General features: G+C 59.5%; 13 protein-coding genes, 1 tRNA gene and 1 riboswitch. Of the genes, 12 read left to right on the top strand and 2 right to left on the bottom strand.

Annotated features, from left to right (window positions below; translation table 11 throughout):
- Positions 1-11: 11 nt before the first annotated feature.
- A complete protein-coding gene (locus tag I6J19_RS02300) occupies positions 12-791 on the top strand; it encodes an ABC transporter permease (RefSeq protein WP_038627314.1) in 780 nt (259 codons plus the stop codon).
- A gap of 61 nt (positions 792-852) precedes the next feature.
- On the opposite strand, the gene I6J19_RS02295 is transcribed toward I6J19_RS02300, so the two are convergent.
- Positions 853-1629 (bottom strand): queuosine precursor transporter, encoded by a 777-nt coding sequence (locus I6J19_RS02295; RefSeq protein WP_038627316.1) that lies wholly within the window; start codon positions 1627-1629, stop codon positions 853-855.
- A gap of 829 nt (positions 1630-2458) precedes the next feature.
- Between I6J19_RS02295 and gluQRS the strand changes: the two genes are divergently transcribed.
- On the top strand, positions 2459-3433 hold the full coding sequence (gluQRS, locus tag I6J19_RS02290; protein WP_052155566.1) for a tRNA glutamyl-Q(34) synthetase GluQRS: 975 nt from the start codon (positions 2459-2461) through the stop codon (positions 3431-3433).
- A gap of 264 nt (positions 3434-3697) precedes the next feature.
- Here gluQRS and I6J19_RS02285 read toward each other — a convergent pair whose 3' ends face one another.
- On the bottom strand, positions 3698-4045 hold the full coding sequence (locus tag I6J19_RS02285) for a DUF4288 domain-containing protein (RefSeq protein ID WP_038627322.1): 348 nt from the start codon (positions 4043-4045) through the stop codon (positions 3698-3700).
- Positions 4046-4187: 142 nt separating this feature from the next.
- Here I6J19_RS02285 and I6J19_RS02280 point away from each other — a divergent pair, with 142 nt between their 5' ends.
- The 10 genes from I6J19_RS02280 to I6J19_RS02235 all read left to right on the top strand — a co-directional run bounded on the left by I6J19_RS02280 (position 4188) and on the right by I6J19_RS02235 (position 13964).
- Positions 4188-4640 (top strand): flavodoxin family protein, encoded by a 453-nt coding sequence (locus I6J19_RS02280; protein ID WP_038627324.1) that lies wholly within the window; start codon positions 4188-4190, stop codon positions 4638-4640.
- Between the two features lie 101 nt (positions 4641-4741).
- Positions 4742-5947 carry an Nramp family divalent metal transporter gene (locus I6J19_RS02275; RefSeq protein WP_235191286.1) on the top strand — a complete coding sequence of 402 codons (1206 nt, stop codon included), beginning with the start codon at positions 4742-4744 and terminating at the stop codon, positions 5945-5947.
- A gap of 115 nt (positions 5948-6062) precedes the next feature.
- Positions 6063-6183: riboswitch (SAM riboswitch) on the top strand.
- A gap of 10 nt (positions 6184-6193) precedes the next feature.
- Positions 6194-6547 carry a hypothetical protein gene (locus tag I6J19_RS02270; RefSeq protein WP_038627330.1) on the top strand — a complete coding sequence of 118 codons (354 nt, stop codon included), beginning with the start codon at positions 6194-6196 and terminating at the stop codon, positions 6545-6547.
- 178 nt (positions 6548-6725) lie between these two features.
- Complete coding sequence (locus tag I6J19_RS02265) at positions 6726-8246, top strand: AMP nucleosidase (RefSeq protein ID WP_038627332.1); 1521 nt, start codon at positions 6726-6728, stop codon at positions 8244-8246.
- 120 nt (positions 8247-8366) lie between these two features.
- Positions 8367-9545: an HNH endonuclease signature motif containing protein gene (locus I6J19_RS02260; protein ID WP_038627333.1), complete on the top strand. Its 1179-nt coding sequence runs from the start codon at positions 8367-8369 to the stop codon at positions 9543-9545.
- Between the two features lie 37 nt (positions 9546-9582).
- Positions 9583-9792 carry a heavy-metal-associated domain-containing protein gene (locus tag I6J19_RS02255; RefSeq protein ID WP_038627335.1) on the top strand — a complete coding sequence of 70 codons (210 nt, stop codon included), beginning with the start codon at positions 9583-9585 and terminating at the stop codon, positions 9790-9792.
- 25 nt (positions 9793-9817) lie between these two features.
- On the top strand, positions 9818-12016 hold the full coding sequence (locus I6J19_RS02250) for a heavy metal translocating P-type ATPase (RefSeq protein ID WP_038627337.1): 2199 nt from the start codon (positions 9818-9820) through the stop codon (positions 12014-12016).
- A 3-nt stretch (positions 12017-12019) separates the two neighbouring features.
- Positions 12020-12367 (top strand): metal-sensitive transcriptional regulator, encoded by a 348-nt coding sequence (locus tag I6J19_RS02245; RefSeq protein WP_038627339.1) that lies wholly within the window; start codon positions 12020-12022, stop codon positions 12365-12367.
- 198 nt (positions 12368-12565) lie between these two features.
- A tRNA-Ser gene (locus tag I6J19_RS02240) sits at positions 12566-12651 on the top strand.
- Positions 12652-12824: 173 nt separating this feature from the next.
- A complete protein-coding gene (locus I6J19_RS02235) occupies positions 12825-13964 on the top strand; it encodes a tyrosine-type recombinase/integrase (protein WP_338078358.1) in 1140 nt (379 codons plus the stop codon).
- Positions 13965-14298: the final 334 nt, after the last annotated feature.

The raw sequence follows: 14298 nt of genomic DNA, 5'->3' as shown, positions 1-14298 counted from the left end.
GAGTGACTGAGATGAGTTTTGGAAACGCTTTGCGGTCGGAATGGATGAAGCTAGCCAGCCTGCGCGGTACGTGGGTGTATGTGGTGCTGTTGGTCGGCTCGATAGCTGGGCCGATGGTGGCTTTCAGCATGGCGGCCGACGTTGGTGCGACAGCTGATTGGGAATTGCTGCTGTTGGGGACGGTGATCTTCAACATGATTGTGGTTGCCTTTGGCGGCTCCACCCTGGCGGGTGAGTACAACGATCAGATGAATGCGCATGCGTTCTTGACGCAGGATCGAAGGAGTTTGTGGCTGGCCGCGCGGATGACGCTGACGCTTGTGTTGATTGCTGCCTGTTGGGTCATCGGTGTAGCTATTGCCTGGTTGGCAGTGACAGTTTCGCCGCGCGTGGAGTTCGAGGGCGGTGACGCTGCCACGGACATGCTCGCCGGAGTGCTTGGCTTTGTCGTGTTTGGGCTGATCGCGATGTCGCTGGGAGTATTGACTCGCTCGCGCGTGGCCGCTGTCGCCATCCCGCTGGTGTGGATTCTCGTGGTGGAAAGCATGCTGGAGTTCGCGGCGCTGGCGTATGCGATTTTCCGGCCACTGTGGCTGGTCACGCCGGGGGCGCGCATTCAGCAGTTGTCAACGCAGCTGGGAGGTCTGATGGCAAACCCGGAGAATCCACGTCTCGGGTTTGAGGCTGGCATGACGCAGCCGATGTGGTTCAACATCGTGGTGCTGGTGGCCTGGATCGTTGTGGCTGTTGGCATTGCTCATTGGGCCAATGCCAAACGGGATGTGAAGTAGAAAAACAAAAAGTGCCGCGACTACTCGCATCTCAGGCGAGGTCGCGGCACTTTTTTCGTCGTTAAGCGGGAACGTGAGTGTCGTAGTAGCCTTCGCGGCGCTTGACCCACGCGATGACGGCGTAGGTGATTGGCATGACTACGATTTCGACCGCGGTCTTCCAAATGAAGCCGACGATGACGTAGTTGATGAAGGTGCCCCAGGTGTCGATGCCGATTGCGGTGGCGGCGATGGAGCAGAAGATGAGCGTATCGACGAACTCACCAACCACAGTCGAGCCCATCAGGCGCGCCCAGAGCGCCTTTTCGCCAGTGCGCTTCTTAATGGCGTTGAGCGACCAGGCGTTGAGCAGCTGACCGACGACATAACCGGCCAGACCTGCGAGAACAAGCTGCGGGACGGTGCCCAGCACAGTGGCGAATGCTTCCTGATTTTCATACCACGGTGCCGCTGGGAGCTTGATGGCGGCAAAGAAGCAGAGCATTGCGCCGGCGAGAATGGCAAACCCGGTCCACACGGTGCGGCGGGTGGCTTTGTAGCCGTAGCACTCGGAAAGCACGTCGCCGATGACGTAGCTCAAGGGGAAGAGGAAGAAGGCACCGTCGGTGGCCAGGCCGAAGATTTCCACGCCCTTGGTGGCGGTGATGTTGGAGACAATCAGCACGCCGATGAAAATAGCCGTGAACATCGGGTACAGCGATTTCGGTACCGGGATGTGGCGTGGCGTGTGTGCTGCGGATTCGGACTTAGTTGCGTTCTCGGGCGCGTGCGAGGTGCTCACAGCGGCAGCCTCGGCGTTGCCCGGCCCAGACTTGGGCAGGTTTTCGTTATTTGTCACGGGAGGGAATGTTACCTGCCGCTTAGGGCTCCAAGCGAGTGCCGATGAAGTCTTCGAGGTTGAATTTTCTAGCGAGAGCCGAAATCTCCGGGAGTCCAGTCTCTCTGCTAACCGCTAGGGCTTCTTCTCATCGTTAATATTTTTCATACGAATGCTGCAAATAAATAGTGCAATGCAGCTAACGAGGAGAGCAACTAGAGAGATTTCAGAATAGAGCAATGCCCTGTCGGCCTTTGCGGTGACAGCGGTTGCGCTCATGTGAGCAGTTTGCTGAGCAAGCTGCCCCAGCGTATACATGCCATTTGCGATACCTAGTATGCAAATAATGCTTACCGCTATTCCTGCAACGGAAATGAACTGTAGTGACTTTAATTGTAAATGTGGTGACATTGCTCACCTCGGAAAGATCCGCTTACGAAAAGGCGGGCGCACATCATTCCAGGTTGGATATCAACGTTTTTTAGCGGTGCAAGTCCGTTGTTCCCTGGTTGAGTAATGCGTCAGCGTTATGTGGGCTTGCGGAGGCTGTTCCTGGATGCATTGCGCAAAGAGATGTGACGGTAGCGCTTGCAGCCAGAATTAATGATGTGAATTTACGATGGGTTATGTTTTTCCTTTTTGGTCATTATTGAGTGTCCTCAAATATGTTTGATCGGCTGGCATGGGAAAATTATAACAAAATAATTAATGCCCTATGGGGAGGTAATTGCGTTATTTTGGCAACCGTCTAATCTGGGGGTAGCCGATAGTCAATAAATAAGATTGTATGAATTTTAATTGGATGAAGGGATTGTCGCATTTCTTCTAGTCGGCTCGCTAATCTGTAATAGTGGCCAATTCAAAGCAAGCGATAACCGTCAACAGTTCAAAGCTCCTACCTCCCACCGGCCGCTACGCCCCATCGCCGACCGGTCGGCTGCACCTGGGAAACCTGCGCACCGCAGTGTTGGCCTGGGCGCACGCCCGTGCGCAGGGTGGCCGCTTCATCGTGCGTATCGAAGATATCGACCGCCAGCGCTCCCGCCCCGAGTATGAGGCGCAGCAGCTCGCCGATCTGGAGGCCATCGGCATCAACTGGGATGGCACCCCGGTCCGCCAGTCAGAACGCTCTGACCTGTATGAATCCGCGCTCGCCGACCTCACGCAACGCGGCCTGACTTATCCCTGCTTCTGCACGCGCCGCGAAATCCTCGCCGCCTCCTCCGCGCCCCATGGCGTGCCAGGTCAGTATCCCGGTACGTGCCGTTCGCTTGACGACGAGCACCTCGCCGCGAAAAAAGCCGAATTTGCGGCGGCGGGGAGAAGGCCGTCGATACGCCTGAAATCGCAGGTGCGTGAGGGGACTGCGACCGATGAGCTGCATGGCGAGATTACCGCCCCGATCGATGACTTTGTCCTTCAGCGTGCCGATGACATGTGGGCCTACAACCTTGCGGTCGTCGTCGATGATGCCGAGCAGGGTGTCACTGAAGTCGTGCGTGGTGATGACCTGATGTCCTCGGCTCCGCGGCAGGCTTACTTGGCTGGTCTTTTGGGGTATGCGGCGCCTTCGTTCGTGCACGTACCACTGGTGGTGAACTCGGAGGGGCGCCGGTTGTCCAAGCGTGATGGTGACGTGACTCTCGGCGAGGTACCCGTGGGTGCAGCGCAGCGGTGGATTCTGGATTCGCTCGGTGGCGGTAACGGCAGTGATGGTGGCGATGGTAGCGATGGTGGCGCGAGCGCAGAGCTCGACTCCATTGCCGACCTCCCTGAAGCCCTGCGTGCGGGTCTGGAAATTCCTCGCGGACAGGTGATTTTCTAGGGCCCGCCGAGAACTACGGCAAGCGCATACGTTAGGGGCAAGAGTGCGAATGCAACTAGTGCCGCCACGATTGTCAAACCGTTTGATCGGGCCTTCAGTGCTGCAAGAAAGCTAACCAGACCGAATCCGAAGACTCCGGCAGCGAGGGGTATTGTCCAGAAATTGGAGAGTGCAGTGCTGACGAAAAACAGTCCAATGTAGCAAGCCAAGGCTAGGAAGAGTGCGGCAGCGGCGAAGTTTCGGTAGCGATTCATGATGCGGGGCCTAGGGCTCTGCTAGAGGATCTTTGCCGCCTAATTTCATTTCGAAGCTCTTGTAATCCTCGAGGGAAGCGAAGTGGCGAGAATAGATGTCGATGTCTGTATCGACGCGACCGTAAAGAGCGGGGGCGACATCTACGATGTGGCGCAACGTGACAGATCCGCCCGAGTGGGAAGACTCTTCTGGGGTTAATTCATTTTCGCGGGCTAGTGCTTCGACCTGTGCGTATGCGGCACTATCAGAATCGGCATAGACAATGTATAAGTCCTCACGGAAGAAGCTCCCATTCACTGAGGTTGAATCTCTTTGCTTTATTAACTCAAAAACTGCAATTCCGATGTATGGTTCCATCTAATTTTCCGTTCTTCGAATTCCGCCTAGTTCAGTACGAATTTGAGGCTTTCTTGTTGGATGCCACCACTACTCGAATTGATACACATTGGATTGTTGCTGAAACCTATGCTTACCCTACTACTTCGTTACCCTCGGGGATATGCCTACTCTTCTTGTCGTCCACCATTCCCCAACCCCGCTCCTGCAGGAAGTCTTAAGCCACGTGCTCGAGGGCGCCAACGATCCCGCGCTAGAGGGCGTGGATGTCAAGGTCGTCGAGGCTCTCGATGCCACCATCGACGACCTGACCAGCGCCGACGCCATCCTGCTCGGCACCTCCGCCAACTTCGGCTACATCTCCGGCGCGCTCAAGCACTTCTTTGACACCACCTTCCGGGAGGCTCAGGAAGTCACCAAGGGTTTGCCATTTTCCTACTGGATCCGCGGTGGCTTCGACACCACCGGCGCGGAAAATGCCATGAAAACCATCACGACCGGCTACAAGTGGGAGCTTGCGGCCGAACCCGTCGTGTTTGTCGGTTCGCTTGACGACGACATCTCCGACCGCCTAGTAAATCTCGGTGGCACCATGGCTGCCCAAATTTTGGGCTGATTGAAGATTTAGTGTCGGGGCCGTGAAATAATGGCCAGGTGAAAGATTCAGGGGTGCAAGGGGCGCAAGTGACGTCGTCAAGCGAGAAAAACCGCAAGCCCATGATGAGTCTGCTGGGGCCTGCGTTTGTGGCGGCGATTGCCTACGTGGACCCCGGAAATGTGGCTGCGAACCTGTCTGCGGGCGCGAGCTACGGGTATCTGCTGCTGTGGGTGCTGGTGGTGTCCAACCTCATGGCGATGGTTGTGCAGTACCTGTCGGCGAAGTACGGCCTGGTGACGGGGCGGTCGCTGACTGCAGGTGTTGCCGACCGCTTTGGTTCGAACCGGCCGGGGCGACTGGCGTACTGGGTGCAGGCCGAAATCGTGGCAGCAGCGACGGATGTGGCGGAAATTATTGGTGGTGCCACCGCGCTGTATCTGCTTTTCGGGACGCCGATGCTGCTCGGTGGTGTCATTGTTGGTGTGGTCTCGCTGGGGCTGTTGCTGCTGCAGGGTGGGCGTTCGCAACGCACTTTTGAAGGCGTGATTGTGGCGTTCCTGCTGGTCATTACGGTGGGGTTCCTGGCCGGCCTGTTTGTTACGGGCTTGAGCCTCGGGGAGATGGCCAACGGAATTCTGCCACGCTTCCAAGGCGCGCACACCGTGGTACTGGCGGCGTCCATGCTGGGCGCGACCGTGATGCCGCATGCGGTCTACCTGCACTCCGGGCTGGTGCGCGACCGCGAGTACAAGGTGGAAGATGACGCTTCGCTGCGCCAACACCTGCGTGCCACGCGTATCGATGTCTTCGGTGCCCTCGTGCTGGCCGGGTCGGTGAATATCGGCATGCTGTGTCTTGCGGCCGAAGCGCTTCCGGGAGTGGAGGGGACTGACTCCATCGAAGGTGCCCACGCTGCCGTGACCAGCGCACTTGGTCCCGTGGTGGGCATACTTTTCGGCGTTGGGCTGCTGGCCTCCGGGCTGGCGTCGTCCTCTGTCGGCTGCTACGCCGGCGACCTGATTATGCGTGACCTGTTGAAAGTACACGTGCCGATGCTGGTGCGCCGCATAGTCACCATCATTCCGGCGCTGCTCATTATCGCCAGCGGTGCGGAGCCGACCTGGGCGCTGGTGCTCAGTCAGGTGGTGCTGTCGATTGGTATCCCGTTTGCGCTGGTCCCGCTGGTGTACATGACCTCCTCGCGTGCCGAGATGGGCATCTGGGCCAACACCCCACTACTGCGCCGGGTCGCGTGGGTTATCTGCGGACTCATCATCGCGCTCAACGTGGCGCTGGTGGTCCTGGTGCTGATGGGGAAGGGGTAGTCAGCGGGCGAGGTGGAAGGTAGTAGCTTCCGGGAGGGGGAGGTGGGGGCTTCGTCGTAAAGCGTGCGGGAGATGGTAGACAAAGCTGTCTAGTTGGTGTTAGGGTGGGCGACACGATCACAAGATATCGACGAGAAATGGCCTTTGACAGCGTCGATAGGCAACCGCCCGATTCGCGGACCCGGTGCCCCAAAGGAAGATCAGCCCCACAGACCGCCTGCGGGGAAGAGCGAATAGGAGCGCCAAATGCACACCACAATCAGCGACGTCCACATCATCCACCTCAGCCGTCACACCGCTGACCTCCTCGTCGACGGTCGACCCGTCGCCATCCGGCTGCAAGAAGCCGACATCGACCCCCACTCCCGGAATCTCGTCCAACTCCCCGTCGACCCCGCCTTCTACGCCACCCTCCGCGGCCAACAACGCGCCGACTACCTCAGCGCCCACGTCCGCGACGGCGTACGCTACGGTCGCATCCTCTGGCATGAGCTTGACGACGGCCGCCACTTCCTCACCATCCCCACCGTCGGTGGCTACCACGTGCACCAGGTCTTTGAAGTCCGCCGCAGCCGTGAGGGAGTGTGGAGTCGGCACTGAGCTTGGTGCAGTGAGCTTCGCGTGATGGATGCGGCATTGCGTGGATGAGCGCGGCGCGTGGATGAGCGTGGTGATGAGCGCGGCGCGTCTGATGTAGTGAGCGCGGCGTTGCGTGGGTGAGCGTGGTGATGAGCGCGGCGCGGATGCGAACGGGAAACTCTCCGCCTAGCCTTGGGATATGCAGGTACGAGACTCCGCAACACCCCCGTTCTGGCCCACCGAGGGCGAAGGCGATTTCTACACCGACCCCGCCGCAGCCGTCGACCGGCTCACCGAAATCCACCGGGCAGGAATGGCCTACCTAATCGAGCAGTACACCGCCGCCACTAACGGAAATTCCGGGAGTGGGCCGGTGCGCGCCTACTACCCCGAACTACGCTTCACCGTCCCAGCCGGCAGCGCCGTCGAGGATGTCGACCCCTCCCTGTCACACGGCTTCGTCGACCGCCCGGGAGTGTACGCCACCACCATCACTCGCCCGGTGATGTTCCGCACCTACCTCATAGAGCAAATCAACGACCTGCTCGCCAACCACGGTGGCGAAGTCGAGGTGCGCGTCTCTGACCAGCCCATCCCACTCCGGATGTGCCGCGGCTTCGATGCGGCCGCCGAGGAAGCGGCGGGGAGGGAAGGAGCGTCGGCAAGCGCGTTGGCGGCAGTGGAGAAAACGTTCACCCCCATCGACTCCGCCTGCATTGACGACACCATCGCCGACGGCGAAGCCGACTACCTGGGCCTTCCCATCAAACCTTTGAGCCTCTTTACCGCCCAGCGCATCGACCTCGCCCTCCAGCGCCTCGAGCATTACACCGGGTCGCACGCCGCCAACATCCAGCGCTTCGTACTGTTCACCAACTACCAGCTGCACACCGACGTGTTCCTCGAGTACGCCGCCACCCTCACTCCCGGAAATCCCCGCGGATACACGGCGCTGGCGTGCCCGGGTGGGAAGCGCTACGACATCGGTGCCATCCCCACTCCCGGAATTTGCCGTCAGCACGCGCACGCCTCGCAGATGCCGGCGTACCACCTGCTTCGCGACGACCAATGCGGCATCACCATCATCGACATCGGCGTCGGCCCCTCGAATGCCAAGACCATCACCGATTGCCTCGCCGTCACGCGCCCGCACTGCTGGATGATGGTTGGACACTGTGCTGGCCTCGACGGCCGCATGCGCATCGGCGACATGATTCTCGCCAACGGCTACGACCGCGCCGACGGAGTCCTCGACAACTACGTGCCCCTGGAAAAGCCCATCCCGCCGATTGCGGAAATTCAGCTCGCCGTCACCAACGCGCTCGCCCGCGTCTCCGGACTTTCCGGCGATGAGCTGAAAAAGCGCCTACGCACCGGCACCGTGCTGTCGACCTCCGATCGCAACTGGGAGTGGCGCTCCCAGACCGACCTCTACCGGGAGCTGCAGAAATCCACCGCCATCGGCGTCGAAATGGAATCCGCCACCATCGCCGCCAACGGCTACCGCTTCCGCGTGCCCTACGGCGCGCTGCTCAGCGTCTCCGACATGCCACTGCACGACAAACCCAAACTCCCGAAATCTGCCCGCGAGTTCTACCAATCCTCCAAGGAGGAGCACCTCATGGCCGCCGTGCGCGCGTGCGAGGACATGGCCACCGCTCCCGACACCCTCCACTCCCGGAAGTTGCGTCGGCCGGTGGGAGAGGTTGCGTTCCGGTAGGGCACTTTCGGGAGTGCGTCGTCAAGCCCGTTTGTGCAGATTGTGCATGCTTTACGACGGCTGTGGACAACGCCAAAAAGCGATTGAAGCCGTCCCCTCCCGGACGCTAGCCTTAGCCCCATGACGACATTGGGACTGCTCAGCGCGCTGGCGACACGGGGGATTGACGTGCTCGCCGACCTGCGCGCCGCACTCCCGGAAAAATCCACCGGGCACCGGGAGTTGGCGGCCAGCATCGGCTTCGACCCCTTCCGGCTCAAGCGCCTGCTGTGTTGCGCCGAGCGGCTGTTCGGCACCGTCGAGAAGGATGTTGATGTCGAATCCCGCGACAAAGCCGTCGCGATTGCCCGGGAGCTAAAGCTGTCGCTGGACACGGTCATGCAGATCGACAAGCGCTCCGGGCAGCTCAACAATGTCGAAATCCGGGAGTACTACCGCCTGGACTTCACCCGCGCCGCCGCGGCCTACGACTTCGAGGGCCTCGACACCTACATGCGGACCAAGGTCAAGGAGCTCAACCGCACCGACGAGCCGCCGCAGCACCTGCGCGCCCACGTCTCCCGGAATCCGGACATTCGCGGGATGAAGCACCTGCAGGTCACCGGTCCGGCGAACATGATTGACGACCTGGTCGCGCCGCTGACCGTGCGTGCAGCCGAAATCGCCAAAGCGCACGAGGACTACACCCGGGATCGGTGCGTCGGTCAAGCGCTGGCAGAGCGCCTGGCGCACGGGTCGGAAGGGCCGCTTGACGACGTCGATAAGCTCCGTTACCAGCCCGCGCTCATCGTAACCGCGCAAGACATCGTGGAGTACAGCCCGCGGTTTGCGGCGACCTCCAACGGCTCCGTCCTCACTCCCGGACAATTCGTCGAGGCGCTGCTCGCAGACACCGGCTGGGTGCTGGTCTACGACGAGCACAACACGCCGACCGACCTACTCCCGATGCACAACCCGCGCCTGGCGACGGAGGAGCAGCGCATTGCGATGATCCTCGACAACCCCATCTGCGCGTGGCCCGGGTGCCCGCGCCCCGCCCACGCCGGGCAGGCCCATCACCTGGTCGCCAGGAAAAACGGGGGCGCCACGACCATGGAAAACATGGTTATGACCTGCAAAGAGCACAACGCCGCCAACGATGACGACAGGCAAGGCCTCAACGGGCACCTCGAGCGTGACGACGGCTCCGGCGCGGTCTACCGTCACCCGCCGTCTCCGCACGCGCCGCCCGAATTCAACCTTGCCTTCCCGACAGCTCTCGCGGGGCGGGCCTACTCGGGCTACCGTCAGCGCGAATAGCTTTACATATATACCCGTAGGGGGTATATGTTGGGGTATGGCTAATCAAACTTTTACTGTTACTGGCATGACATGCGGGCACTGCGAGGCGTCGGTGCGGGAGGAAGTCTCTGAACTCCCGGGAATCACCGATGTCCAGGTTGACCGCTCCCGGAATTTCCTCTCCGTGACTTCGGAGGCAGACATCGACACCGCTGCCGTAATCGCAGCAGTGGATGAAGCTGGCTACAAGGCGGTCGCAAACTAACCCCCCCAAAAAAAGAGGAAAGTAGATGTCCGAGCAGCAACTTCTCACTCTTGATATCCCCGTCGGCGGGATGACGTGTGCGTCGTGCGCAAACCGTATTCAACGCAAGCTGAACAAACTTGATGGAGTTAACGCGAGCGTGAACTATGCGACCGAGAAGGCGCATGTGGAGGCGCCGGCGGACATCAACCCGCAGCAACTCATCGACACGATCGTGGCGGCAGGTTACACTGCTGAGCTTCCGCAGGAGGAGTCCGAACAGGAACCGGAAGCTGCTCCCGAAGAAAAAGACCGGGAGCTGCAGGACCTGCGCAATCGCGTCGTCGGCGCTGTCATCCTCACGGTTCCCGTCATCGCGATGTCGATGATTCCTGCCCTCCAATTCACTAATTGGCAGTGGCTGTGCCTCACGCTCTCGGCGCCGGTCTTTGTGTGGGCCGGCTGGCCGTTCCATCGCGCGACGCTGAAGAACCTGCGTCATGGTGAAGTCACCATGGACACGCTGATCACCATGGGTACGACCGCCTCGTTCCTCTGGAGCGTCTGGGCGTTGTTCTTCGGGCGCGCCGGGCTGCCGGGGCTTAAGCACGAGTTCCACTTAACGGTCACTCCCGGCGATGCTGATATGAACATCTACCTCGAGGCGATGGCCGGCATCATCATGTTTGTGCTGCTCGGTCGTTATTTCGAGAAGCGTTCTAAGCGCAATGCTGGTCAGGCGCTCCGGGAGTTGATGAAGCTCGGCGCCAAGGAGGTCTCCGTTCTCGAAAGTTCGGGAGTGGAGAAGCGGCTGCCCGTGGAACAGCTCCGCCCGGGAGTGGTGTTCGTCGTTAGGCCTGGTGAGAAGATCGCGACGGATGGCGTTGTCGTGGAGGGTGCGTCGGCGGTGGATGCGTCGATGCTGACCGGAGAGCCGATGCCTGTCGAGGTCGGCCCTGGCGATGAGGTGACAGGGGCGACGATTAATACGTCTGGGCGGTTGCTCGTGCGGGCGACGCGCGTGGGCTCGGAGACGCAGTTGGCGCAGATGGCAGCGATGGTCGAGGCGGCGCAGACGGGCAAGGCACCGGTGCAGCGGCTAGCGGACCGGGTTTCGGGAGTGTTCGTGCCCGCCGTCATCGCGATCGCCGTGGTCACGCTCGGTGCGTGGTTGCTCACGGGGCACGGCGCGAGTGAGGCGGTCACGGCTGCGGTCGCCGTACTCATTATCGCGTGCCCGTGTGCGCTTGGCTTAGCGACGCCCACAGCGCTCCTGGTCGGCACGAGTGAAGGTGCCAAGGCGGGTGTGTTGCTGCGCGGCCCGGAGGTGCTGGAGTCGGCGCGGAAGGTCGACACGGTTGTGCTGGATAAGACCGGCACGGTGACTACGGGTGTGATGGAGTTGACGGAGGTTCCTCCCACTCCCGAAAATCTGGTGCCGCTTGCCGCTTCGGTGGAAGCGGCGTCGCACCACCCGATTGCGCAGGCAATTGTGCGTGCGGCGGATCCGGATTCCCTACTCCCGGTTTCTGATTTCCGGGATATTCCGGGAGTGGGGGTTGAGGGCACCGTAGACGGCCACCGCATCGAGGTCGGCCGCTCCGGGGAAAATTCCGGGAGTGGGGGGACGGTGGTTGCGGTGCGCCGCGACGGCGAGCTCCTGGGCACGTTGGAGGTGTCGGATTCGGTGAAGCCGACGTCGGCGGCTGCGGTCGCGAAATTCCGGGAGTGGGGAGTGCGGCCGATTCTGCTGACCGGCGACGCCGCCGGCCCTGCGTTTCGCGTTGCGGATAAGGTCGGTATTGCTCGCGAGGACGTGATTTCGGGAGTGATGCCGGAGGATAAGGTCGCGACGATTGAGAAGTTGCAGGCCAGCGGCGCGTCCGTGGCGATGGTCGGCGATGGCATTAATGATGCTGCGGCTCTTGCGCAGGCGGATTTGGGCATGGCGATGGGCACGGGCACCGATGTGGCGATGGAGGCCGCGGATATCACGCTGGTGCGTGGTGATTTGTTGGCGGCTGCGGATGCGCTGCGGTTGTCTCGCCGGACGCTCCGCACGATTCGGTCAAATCTTTTTTGGGCGTTTTTCTACAACGTTTTGGCAATTCCTGTCGCCGCACTGGGGTTGTTGAATCCGATGTTGGCTGGCGCTGCAATGGCGTTTTCGTCGGTTTTTGTGGTCGGCAACAGTCTGCGTCTGCGCGGTTTTCTCCGAGTCAAACAGAAAGTTAAAAAGGAGTAATTCATGAGTGAGTCTTGTTGTTCGTCTCAATCGCATTCGCTTGACGACGGTTCTTGCTGCCATGACACCACTGATCCCGGTTATCTTTCGGAGAAGCGGCGTTATGAGTCCCGTATTCGTCGCATTGAGGGGCAGGTTCGTGGCATTGGTCGGATGATTGAGAACGAAGAGTACTGTATCGATGTTTTGACCCAGATTTCGGCGGTGAATTCGGCGTTGAAGTCGTTGGCGTTGACTCTTCTGGATGCTCATCTTCATCACTGTGTGGTGCATGCGGCTGAGGGTGGCCAGGAGGAGTTGGATGCCAAGCTGGAGGAGGCCTCGGCGGCAATCGCTCGGCTGGCTAAGTAACTCCCGGAAAAATTCCGGGAGTGGGGTGGCCGTCGTGAAGCGAAACGGCGGTCAGCGGTCGGTGGTCGGGTGCCGTCTTTTGCTTTCGGTTGTTGGTTGCACTGGTGGTGTCGATAGTGCCACTTGAATTCTACGTTTCCCCTGTTCGTCGGCGTGTTTTGGGAAAATCGGATTTGTTGGGTAGTCTTTAACGACGTTGGAGGATTCGACTAGCGGCCTATGTCACACGCCTGGAACGCGTGCGGGAGTCACATCCCTCGTGGGTTCAAATCCCACATCCTCCGCAAATGGGAACCCTCAGGTAGAAAACTACCTGGGGGTTTTCCCGTATCCATGCTGGTAAGGCACCATAAAGCATACACAATAAGTATTGACTCGTCTCAACTGATATCGTTTGAACTGTCACGAAAAGCTGTCACGCGGCGGTGGGCACGCACGCGAAAGGTTTTCACCTTTAATGGCACGCAGAACAAAGGGGCTTACCCCCCTGCCGTCTGGAAACGTCCGGGCACGCTACCAACACAAAGGCCGGACTTACTACAAGACTTTTCCTAACATGGAGCAGGCGAGAGCCTGGCGAAGCAAAGAGCTAACATTAATCCACGATGATGTTTGGACTCCGCCGGCCGAAAGAGAAGGTAGAAAGAAGCGCACCGGGCTAACGGTCGCTGAGTATTTCGAGACCCTGCCAACGAAACGGAATTGGGAACCGACCACAGAACGCGGTTACAGGTCAATGTTCACCAACGACATTGCGCCGACTTTCGGAGAAATGCACCTAGCGGCGATTACACGCGCCGAAGTACGCAAATGGTATGACAGCATGGTCAAGGCCAATAAAGACCGTAAAAAGCGGAATAGGGACGTTTATAGCCTGCTTAAAACGATCTTCTCCCAAGCGGTTGAAGATGAACTTGTCCAAGTCAGCCCCGTGAACATCCCAGGAGCGTCTACGCGACCGTCTGCCAAAAAAGAGCAGGAGATCCCCACGGCACAGGAGTTCGCCAAGCTAGTTGCCGCAGTCCCCGAACGGTATCGAGTCCCCACAATGGTCGCAGCCGTGTGCGCGCTACGCATTGGCGAATGGGCGGAACTTCGCCGAAAAGACGTGCGTAGGGACTCGGCTACAGGGGTTATGAAAGTCCACGTATGCCGACAAGTCCGTGAAGCTAAAGGGAAAAGCGGAAAGGTTGTGGTGCCGTTTACGAAGACCAAACAGGATCGTTGGGTCACAGTACCCGCCGCAATCGTTCCTGCACTTGAACAGCACATTGGCACCTATGCAGGGGCGGGGCGTGACGGTTTACTGTTCCCGAACAAAGAAGGGGACTGGGTAGACCGTCGCCGCTTTAATCGAATGCTCAAGGCCGCATGTCACGAAGCGCTGGGACATGACAATATCCATAGCCACATTCTTCGGCACTATGGCGGTACTCAATTCGCTATGGCGGGCGGCACAATGGCTGAGACTATGGCGAGGTTGGGGCACACAACTACGTCAGCGGCTTTGCGTTATCAGCACGCGGCCGAGGTGCGCGATGTTGAGGTCGCTAACCGCATGGTTATGCCGTTGGTTGCGGTGCCAGACGTAGCGTAAGACGAGAAGTAAAAGGCCCACCCCCCGTTGTGATGTCTATCACACAACGGGGTTTTTCTTACCCACTGGTTCGCAAGCGCATGCGAGTCTGGCCATGAATAAAACACACGTTCCCTTAGTTGTTTGGTGAGTGAAAACTAGTCCCTGTAGACCCCTGTAGGTCACTGTAGGCCACTGTGTGCCATAAGATGAAACGCAAGAAAAACGCATAATATGCGATATGTTGCAATATATTACGTGTTGCAAAAACGAGACAGCTAATGATAAAGCGAGTCAAGAGAACCTGACACCAGCACAACCAGGCCAAACAAGATAATATATGTCGTATCCAAAC

Origin of the sequence: Corynebacterium amycolatum, assembly GCF_016889425.1 — a bacterium.
Taxonomy (GTDB): domain Bacteria; phylum Actinomycetota; class Actinomycetes; order Mycobacteriales; family Mycobacteriaceae; genus Corynebacterium; species Corynebacterium amycolatum.
The sequence above is the reverse complement of the archived record's forward strand: the minus strand, read 5'-3'. Positions and strand labels throughout refer to the sequence as shown.